17 protein-coding genes are annotated in these 19,494 nt (G+C 66.2%); 12 read left to right on the top strand and 5 right to left on the bottom strand.

All coding sequences use genetic code 11. The features are described 5' to 3' along the window. Positions 1-124: 124 nt before the first annotated feature. Entirely contained in the window at positions 125-1,120 is a 996-nt protein-coding gene (locus tag ABFO07_RS21080) for a ParA family protein (RefSeq protein ID WP_063900522.1), read from the top strand. A gap of 61 nt (positions 1,121-1,181) precedes the next feature. Next, complete coding sequence (locus ABFO07_RS21075) at positions 1,182-1,970, top strand: SIR2 family NAD-dependent protein deacylase (protein ID WP_347469510.1); 789 nt, start codon at positions 1,182-1,184, stop codon at positions 1,968-1,970. 270 nt (positions 1,971-2,240) lie between these two features. Here ABFO07_RS21075 and ilvD read toward each other — a convergent pair whose 3' ends face one another. From ilvD to ABFO07_RS21060, 3 genes are all read right to left on the bottom strand, one after another. After that, positions 2,241-4,100 carry a dihydroxy-acid dehydratase gene (gene ilvD, locus ABFO07_RS21070; protein ID WP_060148706.1) on the bottom strand — a complete coding sequence of 620 codons (1,860 nt, stop codon included), beginning with the start codon at positions 4,098-4,100 and terminating at the stop codon, positions 2,241-2,243. Between the two features lie 168 nt (positions 4,101-4,268). Beyond that, entirely contained in the window at positions 4,269-6,131 is a 1,863-nt protein-coding gene (locus ABFO07_RS21065) for a methyl-accepting chemotaxis protein (protein WP_059883851.1), read from the bottom strand. A 162-nt stretch (positions 6,132-6,293) separates the two neighbouring features. Beyond that, positions 6,294-7,190, bottom strand: coding sequence for a glutamate/aspartate ABC transporter substrate-binding protein (locus ABFO07_RS21060; protein WP_059810295.1), 897 nt, complete (start codon positions 7,188-7,190; stop codon positions 6,294-6,296). A gap of 505 nt (positions 7,191-7,695) precedes the next feature. Between ABFO07_RS21060 and ABFO07_RS21055 the strand changes: the two genes are divergently transcribed. The 4 genes from ABFO07_RS21055 (at position 7,696) to ABFO07_RS21040 (ending at position 13,609) form a co-directional block, all read left to right on the top strand. Beyond that, positions 7,696-9,336, top strand: a complete 1,641-nt coding sequence (locus tag ABFO07_RS21055) for a S8 family peptidase (RefSeq protein ID WP_059961897.1) — start codon at positions 7,696-7,698, stop codon at positions 9,334-9,336. 489 nt (positions 9,337-9,825) lie between these two features. Next, on the top strand, positions 9,826-9,984 hold the full coding sequence (locus ABFO07_RS21050) for a hypothetical protein (protein ID WP_176118411.1): 159 nt from the start codon (positions 9,826-9,828) through the stop codon (positions 9,982-9,984). Positions 9,985-10,026: 42 nt separating this feature from the next. Further along, positions 10,027-12,789: a magnesium-translocating P-type ATPase gene (gene mgtA / locus ABFO07_RS21045; RefSeq protein ID WP_059565659.1), complete on the top strand. Its 2,763-nt coding sequence runs from the start codon at positions 10,027-10,029 to the stop codon at positions 12,787-12,789. Between the two features lie 76 nt (positions 12,790-12,865). Continuing rightward, positions 12,866-13,609 carry a transporter gene (locus ABFO07_RS21040; RefSeq protein WP_059810291.1) on the top strand — a complete coding sequence of 248 codons (744 nt, stop codon included), beginning with the start codon at positions 12,866-12,868 and terminating at the stop codon, positions 13,607-13,609. Between the two features lie 55 nt (positions 13,610-13,664). Here the strand turns inward: ABFO07_RS21040 and ABFO07_RS21035 are convergent, their stop codons facing one another. Next, entirely contained in the window at positions 13,665-13,940 is a 276-nt protein-coding gene (locus ABFO07_RS21035) for a hypothetical protein (protein ID WP_059810289.1), read from the bottom strand. A 475-nt stretch (positions 13,941-14,415) separates the two neighbouring features. Between ABFO07_RS21035 and ABFO07_RS21025 the strand changes: the two genes are divergently transcribed. The 5 genes from ABFO07_RS21025 (at position 14,416) to ABFO07_RS21005 (ending at position 17,924) form a co-directional block, all read left to right on the top strand. Then, entirely contained in the window at positions 14,416-15,318 is a 903-nt protein-coding gene (locus tag ABFO07_RS21025) for a LysR family transcriptional regulator (protein WP_059883846.1), read from the top strand. 71 nt (positions 15,319-15,389) lie between these two features. After that, positions 15,390-16,460, top strand: coding sequence for a serine hydrolase (locus ABFO07_RS21020; RefSeq protein WP_347469509.1), 1,071 nt, complete (start codon positions 15,390-15,392; stop codon positions 16,458-16,460). Positions 16,461-16,504: 44 nt separating this feature from the next. Further along, entirely contained in the window at positions 16,505-16,741 is a 237-nt protein-coding gene (locus tag ABFO07_RS21015) for a DUF7661 family protein (protein ID WP_059810282.1), read from the top strand. A gap of 119 nt (positions 16,742-16,860) precedes the next feature. Beyond that, positions 16,861-17,304, top strand: a complete 444-nt coding sequence (locus ABFO07_RS21010; protein WP_059889313.1) for a MarR family winged helix-turn-helix transcriptional regulator — start codon at positions 16,861-16,863, stop codon at positions 17,302-17,304. A 56-nt stretch (positions 17,305-17,360) separates the two neighbouring features. Beyond that, a complete protein-coding gene (locus ABFO07_RS21005; RefSeq protein WP_059810277.1) occupies positions 17,361-17,924 on the top strand; it encodes an isochorismatase family protein in 564 nt (187 codons plus the stop codon). A 71-nt stretch (positions 17,925-17,995) separates the two neighbouring features. Here the strand turns inward: ABFO07_RS21005 and ABFO07_RS21000 are convergent, their stop codons facing one another. Beyond that, the gene (locus ABFO07_RS21000; protein WP_059565652.1) at positions 17,996-18,442 is read right to left on the bottom strand and encodes a cupin domain-containing protein; all 447 of its coding nucleotides are present in this window, start codon (positions 18,440-18,442) and stop codon (positions 17,996-17,998) included. Between the two features lie 234 nt (positions 18,443-18,676). Here ABFO07_RS21000 and ABFO07_RS20995 point away from each other — a divergent pair, with 234 nt between their 5' ends. Next, positions 18,677-19,423: a carbonic anhydrase family protein gene (locus ABFO07_RS20995; RefSeq protein ID WP_059565650.1), complete on the top strand. Its 747-nt coding sequence runs from the start codon at positions 18,677-18,679 to the stop codon at positions 19,421-19,423. The last annotated feature ends 71 nt before the right edge of the window (positions 19,424-19,494 follow it).

Raw genomic sequence — 19,494 nt, 5'->3', positions numbered from 1 at the left:
GGCGCGATTGGCATCGCTCGGTTGTTCCGAGCCGTTATCGCAAGCTAGCTAGCGCCAGTGGGGCCGCGAAAGTGAACCGTCGGCTAGAATCACGAAATCTTTGTCAAATCACGAAGCTACACCTATGAAATCGATTGCCTTCTTTACCAACAAGGGTGGCGTTGGAAAAACGACCCTCACATGCAACTTAGCCGCATATTTGGCAACTCACGAGGGAAAGAAAATCTTGATGGTGGACGCCGATCCACAAACTAACGCCACTCAATACATGTTCAAGGACAGCGTCTTAAAGGAAATTTACGATAAAAAGTCAGCCTTTACGATTTACTCGATGGCTCGCCCACTCTCCCAGGGCAAAGGTTTTTCAGCGGCAAATGAATTTAGAGCATCCTCGGCATTCAAGGTGGATGTGCTATTGGGCGATCCCCGTCTTGCGCTTATTGAAGATACACTTGCATCCGACTGGAATTCAGGTGGCGTACGCGGCGTTCGGACTACGTATATGTTTCGAGAATTTCTCAGCAAATGCGATGATTATGATTATGTTTTTTTTGATATGGGCCCCTCACTAGGCTCCATTAATCGAGCAGTTCTAATCGCGTGCGACTATTTTATTTTACCCTTATCCATGGATATTTTCAGTATCCGCGCAACCGAAAATATTTCGACGTGGCTAAGAGAATGGAAGCGACGACTGGAGCTGCAAATCAAGGCATTGCCCGACCCAGAAGAAACTGAAATAGCCGATCTGACCTTTCGGCTGCGACTTCTCGGTTATGTTAACCAGCAATACACGGCAAAGCGAGATGCTTCAGGCGAGCGCAGGGCGGTTAAAGCTTATGAAAAGATCATGTCAGAGGTACCGCAAGCGATCGAAAAAACGCTAATGAAAGATCAGACTGAACCAGCCGGCCTCGATTACCAACTAGGATCGATACCGAATCTGCACAGCTTGATTCCCATGTCTCAAAACAGTCGAAAACCCGTGTTCGACCTTAAAAAAGCAGACGGCATCGTTGGCGCGCACTTCATTAAAGTCAAGGAATCACTGGAATTATTCGAAGGCATTGCCGAGAATTTCAAATACAACATTGAGGTCTTGAATGATTTCTTGGCCTGATGATCTAATTTCCGCTATTGCAAGACGACGCTCAGTGTTGTTTTTAGGAGCTGGCGCTTCCATGACGTCAGTCAATGCTGCAGGCCAAAGACCGCCCTCTTGGAAAGGCTTCTTGGAGGAAGGGATTGCGCGCTGCACGGGAAGCAAAACTGAAATGAAGAGGCTCCTAAAAAACGGAGATTATCTTGGCTGCTGCCAGCTTATTAAATACAAACTGGATCACGATTGGGTGCCCCTCGTGGAGCAGCAATTTTTAAACCCGCAATTTCTTCCAAACAAGCTTCACGAAGCAGTATTTTCCCTAGATTCATCAATAGTTCTTACACCAAATTTCGATAAGATTTTTGACAACTACGCCGCAGCCCAAAGCCAAAATCTATTGAAAATTAAAAAATATTACGATGACGATATTCCGCGCGTACTAAGGGGAGGCGGAAACCAGCGACTGATCCTAAAGATACACGGGTGTATCGATACGCCTGATAAACTTATTTTTACACGCGAAGATTATGCCGACATTCGAAATAAGAACGCAAATTTTTACAAGGCTATCGATGCTCTCGTGTTGACGCATACCTTTTTATTTATTGGGTGTGGAATGAACGATCCCGACTTGGCATTGGTTTTGGAGCAATATGCTCGTTCCTTCGGGGCAGCACCACCTCAATATGCCGCCCTTTCTGGAAAAATATCTAGTGAATATAAAAGAATGCTTTCAAGCAACTATAATCTTAAGGTTCTTGAATACTCACCTGCACACGACCATAGAGAGTTACTGGACTCAGTGCTGGCTTTGGTGGATCTCGTCGACGCGGAAAGGGCGAAGCTTGCCGACTCAACTTTGTGGTAATCGAGCCGCAGTGCTAGTAGTCATTTGAACGACGAATCACGTAGCCGCCTGCGAGCGCCAGTGCCTGGACACCCACTAAGCTCGAACTGCTGATCCCGCGGATTTGGCTTGGACAACTGGATTGCCCAATTGCCGGCCGTTGAATCTCGGATAGAGCGACTGGCGGCCACGGGTCGGCAAGCGACGTCCCCTCCACCCTCGATGAACCCAAAAAAGCCGCTCCGAAGAGCGGCTCGATCGCGGCCGGGCCCACAACAGCCCATCGCCAGATCAGTCATCCAGCAGCGACACATCGCGCACCGCGCCCTTGTCCGCCGACATCACCAGCTTCGCGTACGCCTTCAGCGCCGCCGACACCTTGCGTGGACGCGACTTCGCAGGCTTCCACCCCTTCGCGTTCTGCTCCTCGCGCCGGCGCGCGAGTTCCTCGTCGGACAGCAGCACGTCGATCGTCCGGTTCGGAATGTCGATGCGGATCCGGTCGCCGTCGCGCACGAGCCCGATCGCGCCGCCCGCCGCCGCTTCGGGCGAGCAATGCCCGATCGACAGGCCCGACGTGCCGCCCGAGAAACGGCCGTCCGTCAGCAGCGCACATGCCTTGCCGAGGCCCTTCGACTTGATGTAGCTCGTCGGGTACAGCATCTCCTGCATGCCGGGGCCGCCCTTCGGGCCTTCGTAGCGCACGATCACCACATCGCCGGCCTTGACCTTGTCGTTGAGGATGTTCTCGACCGCCTCGTCCTGCGATTCGGTCACGTGAGCCGAGCCCTCGAACACGAGGATGCTCTCGTCCACGCCGGCCGTCTTCACCACGCAGCCGTCGAGCGCGATGTTGCCCGTCAGCACGGCCAGGCCGCCTTCCTTCGAGAACGCGTGCTCGTACGAGCGGATGCAGCCTTCGGCGCGGTCGAGATCCAGGCTCGGCCAGCGCGTGTCCTGGCTGAACGCCACCTGCGTCGGAATGCCGGCCGGGCCGGCCAGGTAGAAGTTACGGACCGCGTCGTCCTGCGTGCGGACGATGTCCCACTGGTCGAGCGCGTCCTTGAGCGTGGGCGCGTGCACGGTCGGCACGTCGGTATGCAGCTTGCCGGCGCGGTCGAGCTCGCCGAGGATCGCCATGATGCCGCCCGCGCGGTGCACGTCCTCGATGTGGTACTTGTTGGTGTTCGGCGCAACCTTGCACAGCTGCGGCACGACGCGCGACAGGCGATCGATGTCGGTCATCGTGAAATCGATGCCCGCCTCGCGCGCGATCGCCAGCAGGTGCAGGATCGTGTTGGTCGAGCCGCCCATCGCGATATCCAGCGTCATCGCGTTCTCGAACGCCTTGAAGCCCACCGCGCGCGGCAGCACGCGCGCGTTCTCCTGCTCGTAGTATTCGCGGGTCAGCTCGACGATGCGGCGGCCGGCGCGCTTGAAGAGCTGCTCGCGGTCCGCATGCGTGGCCACCACCGTGCCGTTGCCGGGCAGCGACAGGCCCAGCGCCTCGGTCAGGCAGTTCATCGAGTTGGCCGTGAACATGCCCGAGCACGAACCGCAGGTCGGGCACGCGGAGCGCTCCACCTCGGCCACTTCCGCGTCGGAATAGGCCGAGTCGGCCGCGATCACCATCGCGTCGACCAGGTCGAGCTTCTTCAGCTCGACCGTCTTGGTGACGGGGTTGGCGAGGCGCGTCTTGCCGGCTTCCATCGGGCCGCCGGACACGAAGATCACCGGGATGTCGAGCCGCATCGCGGCCATCAGCATGCCGGGGGTGATCTTGTCGCAGTTGGAGATGCACACCATCGCGTCGGCGCAGTGCGCGTTCACCATGTATTCCACGGAATCCGCGATGATGTCGCGGCTCGGCAGCGAATACAGCATGCCGTCGTGGCCCATCGCGATGCCGTCGTCGACCGCGATGGTGTTGAATTCCTTGGCCACGCCGCCCGCGGCCTCGATCTCGCGCGCGACGAGCTGGCCGAGATCCTTCAGGTGCACGTGGCCGGGCACGAACTGGGTGAACGAGTTGACGACGGCGATGATCGGCTTCGCGAAATCTTCGTCTTTCATGCCGGTGGCGCGCCACAGGGAGCGCGCCCCTGCCATGTTGCGGCCGGCGGTGGAGGTCTTGGAACGGTATGCGGGCATTGTGGTTGCTGAAGAATTATCGCGGAAAGGAAGCGGGCCACGGGAATAAAGGCCCCTGCGCGCCCTTGCGAACAACCTCTTGAGCTGCGCTCCGGGCAAAACGCGCATTATCCCATACCGTCCGGCTCGCGTGCGGCCTGCGCCCGCCGCCGGGCGGCGCGGGCGCCGTCACGCATCGACCTTGAACGCCGCCACCAATCGGGTCAGGTCCGCCGCCTGCTGCCGCAGGCTCTCCGCCGCCGCCGCGCTCTCTTCCACCAGCGCCGCGTTCTGCTGCGTCATCTCGTCGAGCGACTGCACCGCGCCGCCGATCTGGTCGATCCCCGCGCTCTGCTCCTGGCTCGCCTCGGCGATCTCGCTCATCAGCGTGGTGACGCCCTGCACCTGCGCCACCACGTCGCGCATCACCTCGCCCGCCTCGACCACGAGCCGCGAGCCGGCGCTGACCGTCCCCGCGCTGTGCTCGATCAGCGCCTTGATCTCCTTGGCCGCCTGCGCGCTGCGCTGCGCGAGGCTGCGCACCTCGGCGGCCACGACCGCGAAGCCGCGGCCCTGCTCGCCGGCGCGCGCCGCTTCCACCGCCGCGTTGAGCGCGAGGATGTTGGTCTGGAACGAAATGCTGTCGATCAGCACGATGATTTCGGAGATCCGCTGCGACGCGTCGCTGATCTGCGCCATCGTGGCCACGACCTCGCCCACCACCTGGCCGCCCCGCACCGCGGCGTCGGACGCGCCGTTGATCATCCGGGCCGCCGTGCGGGCGGTTTCCGTGTTGTTCTTCACGACGGCGGTGATCTGCTCCATCGACGACGCGGTCCGCTCCAGGTTGCTGGACTGTCCTTCGGTGCGCTCGCTGAGATCGGCGTTGCCCGTCGCGATCTGCGCGGAACCGGTCGCGATCGACGCGGACGCCGCCCGCACGCGGTGGACCAGCGTCCCCAGCGACGACACGAAGCGGTTGAACGCGTCCGACAGCTGGCCGATCTCGTCCTGCCCCTCGACCGTCATGCGGCGGGTCAGGTCGCCCTGCCCGCTGGCGATTTCGTCGAGCAGGTCCGCCGCGCGCCGGATCGGCGCGGCGATCGCGCGGCCGACCAGCAGGATCACCGCCAGCGCCACGCCCATGCCGGCGACGGCGGCCACCACGGCGGCGTTGCGGATCGCGCGCGTGACGGGGCCGAGCAGCTCCGCCTCCGGCACCTCGACGACCACGTACGCGTTCACCTCGGGAATGAACGACGTGGCGACGAAGCGCTCGCCGCCCGGCGCCGCATGGCTCAGGTACGCGTACGGCTTGCCGGCCAGCAGCACGCCGGCCGCGTCGCGCGGCAGCCCGGCCTGCTCCGTCAGGAAGTGCTTGCCGTCGATCAGCGACGTATCGCGATGCATCATGATCGCGCCGTCCGGGCGCACGAGGTACGCAAAGCCGCTCTCGCCGAGCCGGTAGGCCGCGATGCCCCGCGCCAGCGCGTCCACCGACAGGCTCATGCCGGACGCGCCCAGCGGCTTGCCGCCGCTTTCCACACGCGCATTGATGAACATCATGTAGCCGCCGGCCGTCACGTCGCGATCCATGTTGACTTCGAACGGCTTGCCGGACGCGAGGAACGCCGTCAGCCAGCGGTCGTGGTCGCCGAGCTTGCGCTGCAGGCCGCCCTCGGTGTAGTAGTTGCCGCTCGCCGTCGACACCCATTGCACGGATGCGGCCTTCTGCTGCGCCTTCACGTTCTCCGCGAGCCGCATCCAGTTGCGCGTGCCGGCCTCGGGTTCGCCGTCGGCTTCCCACTGCAGCAGGAAGGCATCGCCTGCCAGCAGCCGCGACGCGGCGACCGGCCCGGCGAGCTGGCGCTGCACGTCCGCGCGGATGCTGTTCAGCACGGTCGGCAGTTCGTCCTGCACGACGCGCTCGCGCACGGTGCTGCCGATCAGCCGGACGCTCAGCCCGCTCGAAATCGCCACAAAGACCAGCAGGCAGCTGGTCATGCTCAAAACCAGCTTTCTCTGGATGGAAAGCTTGCGCCAGAAGTGCATGGAATATCCCCGACAGTCGCTCGATCGTAGCCAGCATGAGTTATCGGCACGCCGCGGCGAAACGGCATGGCTACGCGCAAATAGTCGGTATCACTCCATGGAGATGTTCAGGGCGGCCGTTGAGCGCGCAACGATCGCGCGCGCCCGGCCGGCCCTTCCCGCTCAGTACTGCGCCTGATCCGTCGGGTTCTTGAACAGCTGCCGCATCTCCGCGGACAGCGGATAGTTCAGGTTCATGCCCTTCGGCGGGATCGGCTGCGTGAACCAGCGGTTGTAGAGCTTCTCCGCGTCGCCGGCGGTCTGCAGCTTCGCGATCACGCCGTCGACGACGTGCTTGAACGCCGGATCGTCCTTGCGCAGCATGCACGCGTAGTTCTCGTGGACGAGCGGCGTGCCCGTCACGGTGTAGGCGCCCGGCGTCCGGTCCTTCGCGAGTTCGCCGTACAGCAGCGGCTCGTCCATCACGAACGCGACCGCGCGCCCGGTCGTCACGTTCATGAACGCCTCGGCGTGGTCCTTCGCGCTGATGATCGTCATGTTCATGTTCTTCTCCTCGTTCAGCTTGCGCAGCAGCCGCTCGTCCGACGTGCCGGCCGTCGTCGCGACCGTCTTGCCCGCGAGGTCCGCGAAGTCCTTCACGCCGGAATCCTTGCGCGTGCTGAAGCGGATGCCGTAGAGAAAGATACTGTTCGAGAACGCGGCCTGCTTCTGCCGCTCGAGCGTGTTCGTCGTCGAGCCGCATTCGAAATCGATCGTGCCGTTCTGCAGCAGCGGAATGCGGTTCTGCGACGTGATCGGGATCTCCTTCACCGCGAGGCCCGGCAGGTTCAGCTCCGTCTTCAGCTGATCGACGATGCGCGACGCGATGTCCCGCGAATAGCCGATGTTCTTCTGCTGGTTGTCCGAATACGAGAACGGCACCGACGATTCGCGGATGCCGAGCGACACGACGCCCGTCTCCTTGATCTTCTTCAGCGTGCCCGTGAGTGCCTGCGCGTGCGCGGCGCCTGACAGCGCGAACGACACGGCCAGGGCCAGCCACCGGTAGCGACGGTCCATGCTTGTCTCCTGACGGATAGTGGGTCGAACCCCGATCCTACGCTCGCCAAAATCGCGCCACATCGGGGAAAGCGCAACGTTGCGCGCCGTCGCAGACGGCGGCCTCGCACCGCTGACATCTGCCCCCAAAAGGCCGCCGGGCCGTCCTCCCGCAGTGCCGCAACGACGCCGCCGCCCGTCGCCCGCCGGGCTTGTCGCGCCGTGCGTGGCGCGGGCGCCGGCTGCCGCCTCCGATCATTCGTTCCAAACGCGTGTTCGTGCGGGTGCGCAGCAACGCTATCGTTTGCGCGACCCTAATTCTTTCTTTTGAAACGTGCTCAAGAAGCCGCCGCGCCGGCCGTTACCCAGTGCATGGCGCGCCGCAGCAACCGTTGCCCGGCCGCCCGAGAACAACAAGTCAGGCCGACCGCCCGCCGAAGCCGCCGCCATCGCGGCCGGCCATCGGGCCTCGCCGGCCCGACCGCCAACGCCGGCACAACGGCTACCTACGAGGATCCAGTTCACTATGAACGCCAAACGTTTCAATCCCGCCGTGGCCCGATTGACCCATGCACGCGCCCTCGCCGGCCTGCTGTCCGCCGCAGCGCTGCTGCCGATCGCCGGATGCGGCGGCGGTGGCGGCGACAGCAGCCCGTCGCCGTCCGCCGCCGCGCCGGCGCCCGCCCCGGCCCCGTCGCCCGCCCCGGCGCCCGCGCCGACGACGAACAACAGCAACTCATGCTCGGCGCAGCAAGCCGCTGCGCAAATGGCCCAGATGACGGTCGCGGCCGACGAGCCGCCGGTCGATCACCTGATCGTCCGCCTGAAGACGTCGAGCGCCGCGCACGCGATGGCGGCCGCCAACACCGGGTCGCGCTTCGATGCCGTGATCCAGCGCGCGATGAGCCAATGGGTCGCGCCGGCCGGCAGCGCGCGCGCGTTTGCCAGCACGACCGGGCGCACGCAGCTGAACGTCCAGGTCGAACGGACGATGACGAGCGGCGCGGCCGTGCTCGCGCTCGGCCAGTCGATCCCGGCCGCCGACGCGGCCGCGCTCGCGCAGGTGTTCGCCGCCGACGCCGACGTCGACTATGCGGAACCGGACGGCCGGATGCGCGTGCGCGACATTCCGACCGATCCGTCGTACAGCCAGCAGTGGTACCTGTCCGACCCGACGGCCGGCATCAACGTGCCGCCCGCGTGGAACCGCACCAAAGGCTCGCCGACCGTGGTCACCGCGGTGCTCGACACCGGCGTCCTTTCGCACCCCGATCTCGCCGGCAACCTGCTGCCCGGCTACAGCTTCATCAGCAACGTCCACACGAGCAACAACGGCCAGGGGCGCAGCGCCGACGCGTCCGACCCGGGCGACTGGGTCACGCAACAGGAAATCGACACCGTCGGCGGCCCGTTCTATCACTGCGCGAACGAGCCGAGCAACAGCAGCTGGCACGGCACGCGCGTCGCGGGCGTCATCGGCGCGACCGCGAACAACAACATCGGCGTCGCCGGCGTGTCGTGGCTCGGCCGGATCCTGCCGGTGCGCGTGCTCGGCAAGTGCGGCGGCGTGACGAGCGACATCGCCGATGGGATGCGCTGGGCGGCCGGCATCGCGGTCAGCGGCGCGCCGACGAACCCGACGCCGGCCAAGATCATCAACCTGAGCCTCGGCGGCACCGGCCCGTGCAGCCAGACGTTCCAGCAGGCGATCGACGACGTGACCGCGCGCGGCGTGACCGTCATCGTCGCGGCCGGCAACGACGGCCTCGCCACCGCGCTCGACCAGCCGGCCAACTGCCGCGGCGTGATCAGCGTCGGCGCGAACGACGCAAGCGGCCGGCGCGCGATCTTCAGCAACTTCGGCGCCGATGTCTCGCTGAGCGCGCCCGGCGTCAACATCCTGTCGACGTCGAACACGGGGACGACCGTGCCCGGCGCGGACGGCTACGGCGTCGCGAACGGCACGAGCCTCGCGACCCCGCAGGTGTCAGGCGTCGCGGCGCTGATGCTCGCCGTGAACGGCAACCTCACGCCCGCGCAGATCCAGCAGAAGCTGCAGGGCGGCGCGCGCGCGACGAAGCTCGCGGCCGGCACGGCGTGCTCGGCGCTCCCGGCGGGCGCCGGCATTCTCGATGCGTCCGCCGCCGTGACGGCCGCGGTGCAGTAACGCCCCGCCCGCGACGCGGCCACGCACGGGCCTTCGGCGGCATGCCGAAGGCCCGCTTCGTTTCCGGCCGCCGGACGGGTCGCGCTTCGCCGGGCTGCCGCGCAAAATGTCCGACAAAAAGGGTTGACGCTTCGCAGTGCGACCCTTTACCATCGCCCCCGTCTAATTACCTGGAGTGTTCTGTGAACACCGATGCGAGTTGTAGTTGGCGCTCGGCCAACTTGACTGCTGCCTGAGGAAAACGCGCAGAGCCTCGTCTTCTGCCGCATCCCGGGAAGCAGGATGCGGCGCCCTTCCGGCCTGACCGGCCAGATTCCCGCCGATTTTTTCGAACGACACGCGACCGCTCGCGCGGCCCCGTGCACGCTCGTGCCGCGCGCAGCACCGCTGCGTGCGCAATCCGTTCGCGCGCCGTCCGGCGTGCGTGCCGCCGCGCACGCACCGCCACCGATCGCCCGTGCCGCCAGCCCACGACCGACAGGAGTGCCAATGAACTCTGACGACAGTAGTCGATTACCGCTCGCCGGTGCGCGCACGCGCACGGCCTGCCTGATCGCGCGTGCCGCGCCGGCGAGCGTTCCCCCATTCATCGATCAACAGCCGATCGCGCCCGACGCGACGCGGCGGGGAGCGTTCGTTCGTCGATAACGTGCGCGCCCCGCCCGCCGCCTCGCGCGCAAGGAGCAACACATGACGCAACGCAACCCCTCTCACAAGAAGCAACGCGGTTTCATCAAGACCGGCGGCGCCGGCCGGCAAGCCGCACCGCACATCATGCGCGCCGCGCAGGAAGCGGCCCGCCCGCTCGAAGAAACGCTGAAGGCGCTGGGCGCCAGCACCCGCGGCCTCACCTACGAGCAGGCCGCCGACCGCCTGCAATACTACGGCCCCAACGAGATCGCACACGACAAGCCGCCGCACTGGGCTCGCCAGCTGCTGATGTCGTTCCACAACCCGTTCGTCTACGTGCTGCTGGTGCTCGCCGCGATCAGCTTCTGCACCGACGTCTACTTCGCGGCGCCCGACGATCGCGACTACGTCGGCATGACGATCCTGCTGACGATGGTGACGATCAGCGCGCTGCTGCGCTTCGTGCAGGAATTCCGCTCGCTGCGCGCTGCCGAGAAGCTCAAGGCAATGGTGCGCACGACCGCGACCGTGCAGCGCGCGGTGGCCGACACCGCCGAGCCGACGCGGCGCGACATTCCGATGCGCGAGGTGGTGACCGGCGACATCGTGCACCTGTCGGCCGGCGACATGATTCCCGCCGACGTGCGCCTGATCGCGTCGCGCGACCTGTTCATCAGCCAGGCCGTGCTGACCGGCGAAGCGCTGCCGGTCGAGAAATACGACACGCTCGGCGCAGTCTCCGGCAAGTCGGCCAATGCGCCCGCGGCCGCCTCGAACGATGCGTCGCTGTCGCTGCTCGATCTCGGGAACGTCTGCTTCATGGGCACCAACGTCGTGAGCGGCACCGCGACGGCGGTGGTCGTCGCGACCGGCGAGGACACCTACTTCGGCTCGCTCGCGCGCAACGTCGTCAGCCACAAGCGCATCGAGACGAGCTTCGACCGCGGCGTCGCGAGCGTGAGCTGGCTGCTGATCAAGTTCATGTTCGTGATGGTGCCGGTCGTCTTCATGATCAACGGGCTGACCAAGGGCGACTGGCTCAGCGCCCTCACCTTCGCGCTCGCGGTGGCCGTCGGCCTGACGCCCGAGATGCTGCCGATGATCGTCAGCGCGAACCTCGCGCGCGGCGCGGTCGCGATGGCGCGCCGCAAGGTCGTCGTCAAGCGCCTGAACTCGGTGCAGAATTTCGGCGCGATGGACGTGCTGTGCACCGACAAGACCGGCACGCTCACGCAGGACAAGATCATCCTCGAGCACCATCTCGACCTGTCGGGCCACAAGAACGAGGAGATCCTCCGGCTCGGCTGGCTGAACAGTCATCACCAGAGCGGCCAGAAGAACCTGATCGACATCGCGATCGTCACCCGCGCGAACGAGATCGGCGAGCGCGTGAAGCCGCAGGGCTACAAGAAGATCGACGAGCTGCCGTTCGATTTCGTGCGGCGCCGGCTGTCGGTCGTCGTCGAGGATGCGCGCGGCACGCATACGCTGATCTGCAAGGGCGCGGTCGAGGAAATGCTCGCGGTGTCGACCCACGTTCAGGACGAGGACGGCGTGCGCCCGCTCGATTTCGTCGCCCGCAAGCGGCTGCTCGAACAGGCGAACGCCTACAACGAGGACGGCTTCCGCGTGCTGGTGCTCGCCACGCGTGCGATCCCGCGCGGCGACGAACGCGAGCAGTATCGCACCGCCGACGAGCGCGACCTCGTCGTGCGCGGCTTCCTGACCTTCCTCGATCCGCCGAAGGAATCGGCCGCGCCCGCGCTCGCCGCGCTGCGCGAGAACGGCGTCGCCGTGAAGGTGCTGACCGGCGACAATCCGACCGTCACGATGAAGGTGTGCCGCCAGGTCGGGCTCAATCCCGGCAAGCCGATGCTCGGCACCGAGATCGACGCGCTCGACGACGCGACGCTCGCGCAGGTGGTCGAACGCACGACCGTGTTCGCGAAGCTCACACCGCTGCAGAAGGCGCGCATCGTCAAGGCGCTGCAGGCCAACGGCCACACCGTCGGCTTCCTCGGCGACGGCATCAACGACGCGCCCGCGCTGCGCGACGCCGACGTCGGCATCTCGGTCGACAGCGGCGCGGACATCGCGAAGGAAACCGCCGACATCATCCTGCTCGAGAAAAGCCTGATGGTGCTCGAGGAAGGCGTGATCAAGGGCCGCGAAACGTTCGGCAACATCCTCAAGTACCTGAACATGACAGCCAGCTCGAACTTCGGCAACGTGTTCTCGGTGCTCGTCGCCAGCGCGTTCCTGCCGTGGGAGCCGATGCTCGCGACGCAGCTGCTGGTGCTGAACCTCGTCTACGACACGTCGCAGATGCTGCTGCCGTGGGACAAGATGGACCCCGAGTTCCTGAAGAAGCCGCGCAAGTGGGAAGCGGGCAACATCAGCCGCTTCATGCTGTGGGTCGGGCCGACGTCGTCGGTGTTCGACATCACGACGTACCTGCTGATGTGGTTCGTGTTCGGCGCGGGCGCGCTGTATCACCTGCAAGGCGGCGCGGGCGGCCAGGTCGTGATGAATTCCGGCTGGTTCATCGAAAGCCTCGTGTCGCAGACGCTCGTCGTTCACCTGCTGCGCACGCAGAAGATTCCGTTCCTGCAGAGCACCGCGTCGCTGCCGGTGCTGCTGTCGACGGTCACGGCGATCGCGATCGGCTGCTGGCTGCCGTTCTCGCCGTTCGCGGATGCGCTCGGCTTCATGCACCTGCCGGGCAGCTACTGGCTGTGGCTCGTCGCGACGATGGTCGGCTACATCCTGCTCGCGCAGACGGTCAAGACGATCTACGTGCGCCGCTACAAGCAGTGGTTCTGATTCCCGCCCTCTGAATGCCGGCAGGCCCGTGCAACACGAGCGGGCCTGCCGCGCACCATGCTTCCCAGGTGATGCAATGAAAAAGATGCTTCCGCTCGCCGTCGCGAGCACGCTGTTCGCGCCGGTGGGCGCCCATGCGACCCATCCGCTCGTCAGCGACGACACGAGCACCCAGGGCAACGCGCACTGGCAGCTCGAACTGAATACCGAGGCCACGTCGAAGCAGCCGGACATCGGCCGCCAGCAACTGTGGAATTCGACGCTGACGCGCGGGTTCGGCGACCGGCTCGACATTTACGTCAACGCGCCCTATACGCACGTACAGACGCGCTCCGACGAGAACGGCTCGGGGTTCGGCGACGTCGAGGTGGGGATGAAATGGCGCTTCGTCGAGCACGGGCCGTTCACCCTGGCGCTCAAGCCGAAGCTGACGATGCCGACCGGCGACGACCGGCGCGGGCTCGGCACCGGCCGCGTGGGCGCCGGCACAACGATGCTCGCGCAGTTCGACGTCGCGCGGTTTTCGTTTCTCGCGAATGCGGGATACACGTATCAGCCGAACCGGCAGGATCAACTGACATCGCTGTGGCAGGTGTCCGGCGCGGCGCTCTACCACGCGACGGACCGGCTGCAGCTGGCGGTCGACGTCGGCATGTCGCGCAATCCGCAGCGCGGCGCCGGTGCGAACCCGGCGTTCGCGATCGTGGGCGCGATCTACTCGCCCGTCAGCTGGCTCGATCTCGACGTCGGATATCGCCGCGGGCTGAACGACCAGACCTACGACCATTCGGTGATGGCGGGATTGACGGCGCGCTGGTGACGCGCCGGCACTGCGCGTGATCCGATGGCGGGCTGCTTCGGCAGCCCGCCATTTTTCATCCCGCGTCGAAAAGCTGTGCGCACAGCGCGCGCCCTTCGGCGGTCAGCGCGGCGCTGCCCGTGCCGTCTTCGTGCAAGGTCGTCACCGTGAGGCCACCGGCGTCGAGCTGGGTCAGCACGCGGCGCAGCGTGCTCATCGGCAATTGCACGCGCTTCGCGAGCTTGGGCAGCGACCACGGCTTGCCGGCGGGATCGTTCGCCGCTTCGTAAAGCGACGCGAGGATCGCGACGAGCGCAGGGTCGAGGTCGTCTTCGTTTTGTTCGGTGGTCATCGGTTCCGTGTGGCAGAGAGCGCGAACGTGGCATTCGACAAGATACAGCCCGGCATCCTGCCGGCCATCACACTGCGCCGGCGTGAGCCGGACGACAATGGCGGACACACTATACCGCTTCCACTGCGACTGCATGGCGATCACGCGCCCGCATTCATCGCGGCCAGTGCCGGCGCGATACGACGGCGAAGCTGATCGCGATCGAACCCGTCGCCGCGCGCGGCGGCGCGTCGGGTATTGCATCTCCGAAGCGCACGCGCCGGCCGCGTCCGTTGCGCGGCGCGGCATTGGCGGCAGGCGCGGCGCCGGGTTCGCCGCCGGCCGCGGCGGCAGGTTCGCCGGCCGCATCGGCCGGACCGGACATCGAATGACAAGGCGACATGGCGAGGAGTTTCGGCAAGGACATGCCCGTATTGAACACGCGGCCGTTCGATCCGTAAAATGAATGTTTTGACCGATACGATTCCTTTCAAGAATGGAATTGAAACTGCTCAGAACGTTCCTGACGGTGACCGAGCTGCGCCATTTCAGCCGCGCGGCGGAAGCGCTGCACATGAGCCAGCCGGCGCTCAGCAAGCAGATCGGCGCGCTGGAATCCAGCCTCGGCGGCAAGCTGTTCGAACGGGGCCGGCACGGCGCGGAGCTCACGCCGTTCGGCGAGCGCTTCCTGTCCGACGCGCAGGCGCTGGTGCGCGACGCGGACGACATCCTGATGCGCGCGCGGGAAGCCAGCAGCGGCCGGCGCGGCCACCTGCGCATCGGCATCTGCCTGTCGGTGCTGACGATCGTGCCGCGGCTCATCGCCGAGTTCCGGCGCCAGCATCCGGAGGTTGCCGTCACGCTGAGCGACCTGTCTTCCGCCGAGCAGACGCGCCGCATCCTGGCCGGCAAGCTGGACGCCGGCTTCATGCGCCTGCCGCCGGGCGAAGGCCTGTCGTCGTTCAAGATGGTCGACGAATCGCTCGCGCTCGCGTTGCCGCCGCACCTGCGATACACGCGCCTGCCGGCGAATCTCGAGGCACTCAACGAAATCGGCTTCATCGCGCTGCAGCGTGCGCGCGGCGCCGGGCTCGCCGCGCAGGTCGACCGGTGGTGCGTCGAACGCCATTTCGTGCCGAACGTGACGCAGCAGGCCGAGGACGTGCAGTCGGTGCTCACGTCGGTCGCCGCGGGCGTCGGCGTCGCGTTCATTCCTTCGCGCGCGCAGCATCTGCTGCGCGACGCAACGGTGCTGCCGCTGCCCGGCCGGCACGCGAAATGGCGCGTCGGGCTCGCGTGGCCGTCCATGCGCGACGACCCCGTGACGCTGCGCTTCGTGTCGTTCGTGCGCGCCGCGATGAAGCGCCCCGGATCGTTGCCCGCGCAATCGACCTTATAATCCCCTGCACCCTTTCGCCGCCGCGCGCACGGCGCGGCGCCCTCGCCCGAGTGAAACCAGGAGATTGCCGCTTGTCTGGCACCCACGCGCGCGCGCCCCGCGCCCGGACCTTTCTACTCATCATCGCGTCGATCCTGCTGTGCGCGCTCATGTCGAACGCGTCCGCGCACCGCGTCGAACACCGCCCCGCCCAGCGCCACGTGACGGCAGCCAAGCTGAAGAAGCCGGCCGCGCACGCCAGGCGCGCCAAACATCGCCGCCCTCGTATGCGCCATCACGCGGCCAAGCCGCACATCGCGCCCGCGCGGCATGCGCACCGCACGAAGCGCGCGTTGCCCGCCCGCCGTCGCGCGGCGCCCGGGCCCCGCCTGCTTGCGAGTTGCGGCTACAGCCCGCGCGCGGTCAATGCGCTGCATTCACGCGCCGTCTACGTGCTCGACGTGCGCACCGGCACGCCGCTGCTGGCTCGCAACGCGCGCACGGTACGGCCGATTGCGTCGATCTCGAAACTGATGACGGCGGTCGTCGCGCGCAATGCGGGCCGCCCGCTGGACGGCATGCTGCGCGTGACCGCGCACGATCGCGACGCGATCAAGTTCACGCATTCGCGGCTGTCGGTGGGCTCGACGCTGTCGCGCCGCGACATGCACCGCATCGCGCTGATGTCGTCGGAGAACCGCGCGGCGGCGGCGCTGAGCCGCGACTATCCGGGCGGCCGCCCCGCGTTCGTCGCCGCGATGAACCGGGAAGCACGCCGGCTCGGCATGCGCCGCACGCACTTTCACGAGGCGACCGGCCTGTCGCCACGCAACGTGTCGACCGCCGAGGAACTCGCTCGGCTCGTCGACGCCGCCGCGCGCGATCCGTTGATCCGGCGCTTCTCGACGGCCAGGTCGGGCACCGTGCAGCCCGGCCGCGGCACGCTGCGCTATGTGAACTCCGATCCGCTGGTACGCTACAGCAAGTGGCCCATCCAGGTGCAGAAGACCGGCTTCATCAACGAGGCCGGCCACGGCGTCGTGATGCGCATGCACGTGCACGGCCGCCCGGAAACCATCGTGCTGCTCGGCGCGCCGACGCGCGCCGGCGTGACGCGCGATGCGCAGACGATCCACCGCTGGCTCGCCTGCTCGCTGATGTGACCTGGCTGGTACACGCGAATCGATCAACCCTCGGGAGCGATGCAATGAAGGACGAATACCGCTTCAACGCGTTCGGACGACTGATTGCGGTGGTGCGCGAACGGGATCGCTGGGCAGTGTTCGATCTCGGCACCGAAGGCAAGCGGCGCCGCGCGAACCTGCAGATTCCGGATGCGATCCCTGCGGACGAGCTCGCGCAGTACATCGGCGACCTGCTGCACGAGAACGCGACGCCGCGCCACGATCAGGTCACGCTCGTCACGCCGGCCGGACGCGACTAGCGCCACCCTTTCCCTTCATCGAGCGGCAGCGCCGACACAACCCTTTCGGGCGATCGCCCGCCTCGCGCAAATCGACAGTTTAACTTGCAAGTTAAACTGCGTTCTTCTATGATCCGCCCATGACACGCTCACGCAAAACCGGCGCTTGCGCCGAAACCGTCGTCGACGACCTGACGCTGGCCGTCGGGCAGCTCATCCGCCGGCTGCGCTCCGAGGTCGATTCGAGCGGGCTGACGCTGTCGCAATTGAGCGCACTCGCGCGCCTCGAGCAGAACGGGCCGATGACGACCGCCGAGCTCGCCCGCGCCGAGTCGATGAAACCGCAGTCGATGAAGACGATCCTCGCGAGCCTCGAGAACGAGGGGCTCGTGCAGCGCGAGCCGCATCCGACCGACGGGCGCCAGATCCTGTTCCTGCTGACCCGCGCCGGCATCGACGAGCGGCAGCAGCGCACCGTCGCGAAGCGCGCATGGCTCCAGGCCGCGCTCGCCAGGCTCGACCCCGAAGAGATGCACACGCTCGCCGCCGCGATCCCGCTGATCAGGCGGCTCGGCGAGTCGTGAATCCCGCAGGCGGCACGCGTGCCGCCATGCTCCCGTCGCCCCTACAGGAGTCGTCCATGAGCGCAATCGCCCTCGATTCGAATTCGGCGTTGATCGTCATCGATCTTCAGAAAGGCATCGCCGCCCTCCCCACCGCGCATCCGGCCGCCGACGTCATCGAGCGCGCCGCCGAGCTGGCCGGCGCGTTCCGCCGCCGGGGCCTGCCGGTCGTGCTCGTGAACGTGGCCGGCGGCGCGCCGGGCCGCACGATGCAGCCGGGCCTCAAGGGGCCGCTGCCGCCGGACTGGGCCGAGCTCGTGCCCGAACTGAACCGGCAACCGAACGACCATGTCGTGACCAAGCGCACCTGGGGCGCGTTCACCGCCACCGGCCTCGACGCGCACCTGCGGGCCGCGGGCGTCACGCAGGTCGTGCTGGCCGGCATCGCGACGAGCATCGGCGTCGAGTCGACCGCGCGCCACGCGTTCGAACTCGGCTACAACGTGACGCTCGCCGTCGACGCGATGACCGACCTGAACGCGGATGCGCACGCGAACAGCATCGCGCGGATTTTCCCGCGGCTCGGCGAGACGGCGTCGGCGCGGGAGATCGTCGCGCGGCTCGATACGCTCGATGCCTGAGCGCGGTTCGGTCGCGCCGGCCGGCGCTCGCGAAATGCGCTGACGATTCGTGCCGGCGGCCGCGCAGGCGTTCACATCGCCGGCTTCGCGGGCGCCAGCCCGTAGCGCACCATCACCTCGACGAGCCGTTCACGGTTGTGCGGCCCGCCCGCCTTTACGACCGCCGCGATGTCGCGGAAATACCGCGCGCCGATGTCGGGCGACATGACGACCAGCGCACGCGCGGTTTCCTCATGGGGATTGCTGAAGTAATGGGCCGAGCCGCGCGGCGTGAACATGCAGTCGCCGGGCGAGAGTTCTCGCACGACACGGTCGACCGAGTAGCGCAGCGTCCCCGACAACGCGTACACGCACTCCTCGTTCCGCGCGTGGCTGTGCGGCGGCGGAACCTGCGCGCCCGGCGGCACGGTCAGCTCGAATACGCCGATTCCGCCGGTCGCCGTTCCGTCTACCAGATATCGAATGATCAATTCCCCGACCGCGATCGCGTCGGTCGAAGCTGCTTCCGTGGCATTCATTTCCGCTCCCTGATCGTCGCGGGGTTCGTCCTCACCCGCTGCTATTGAGTGTAGGCAATCGCAGGTGGGCGAAAAACGTCGCTTTCCCCAATCGCGTCACGACGCATTCGTCTGTCGAGAAACGCGTGCAAGGTGCGTCGCGCGATTCGCTTGAACCCCGCAGGCCGCGGGCTATAGTGGTTCAATCCGACGCCGGGCAGCGCGAGCCGGTCGCCCAGGAAGAGGAACAACCCCATGTGCGACACCTTCGAATATCCGAAGCATTACGGCCATTCGGGCCGCCGTCACTTTCTGCGGCTCGCCGGCGCCGCGTCGGTGGCCGGGTTCGCCGCCGGCCCGCTTGCCGTGCTGACGGCGCGCGCCGATGCGTTGACGAAGGCACAGCGCGAGCGCATGACGCCGGAACAGATCATCGAGGTGATGAAGCAAGGCAACGCGCGCTTCCAGAAAGGCGAACGCAAGGCCCGCAACTACCTTCGCGAACAGCGCGCCAGCGCGAGCGGGCAGTATCCCGCGGCCGTGCTGCTCAGCTGCATCGACTCGCGCGCGCCCGCGGAAGTGATCATGGATCTCGGGATCGGCGACATCTTCAACTGCCGCGTCGCGGGCAATATCGGGAACAGCGACATCCTCGGCAGCATGGAATTCGCGTGCAAGCTGTCCGGCGCGAAAGTCGTCGTCGTGATGGGACACACTGCGTGCGGCGCGATCAAGGGCGCGATTGCCGATGCCGAGCTCGGCAATCTCACCGGCTTGCTGGCGAAGATCAAGCCCGCGGTGCAGGCCACCCGGTACGACGGCGAGCGGACCGCGACGAACTACGCGTTCGTGGACGCCGTCGCGCGCAAGAACGTCGAGCTGACCCTCGCCGGCATCCGCCGCGACAGCCCGGTGCTCGCCGAGCTCGAAGCCGGCGGCAAGATCAGGATCGTCGGCGCGATGTACAACCTCGGCACGGGCGCGCTGGAATTCCTCGGGTGATCACGTCGGCCGCATCGTTCGGCGCGCGCGCCGGCCACGCGCGCGAACGATCGGCGCCGCTGCGGGCGTCG

The organism is Burkholderia stagnalis, from assembly GCF_039848545.1.
GTDB classification, from domain to species: domain Bacteria; phylum Pseudomonadota; class Gammaproteobacteria; order Burkholderiales; family Burkholderiaceae; genus Burkholderia; species Burkholderia stagnalis.
The sequence above is the reverse complement of the archived record's forward strand: the minus strand, read 5'-3'. Positions and strand labels throughout refer to the sequence as shown.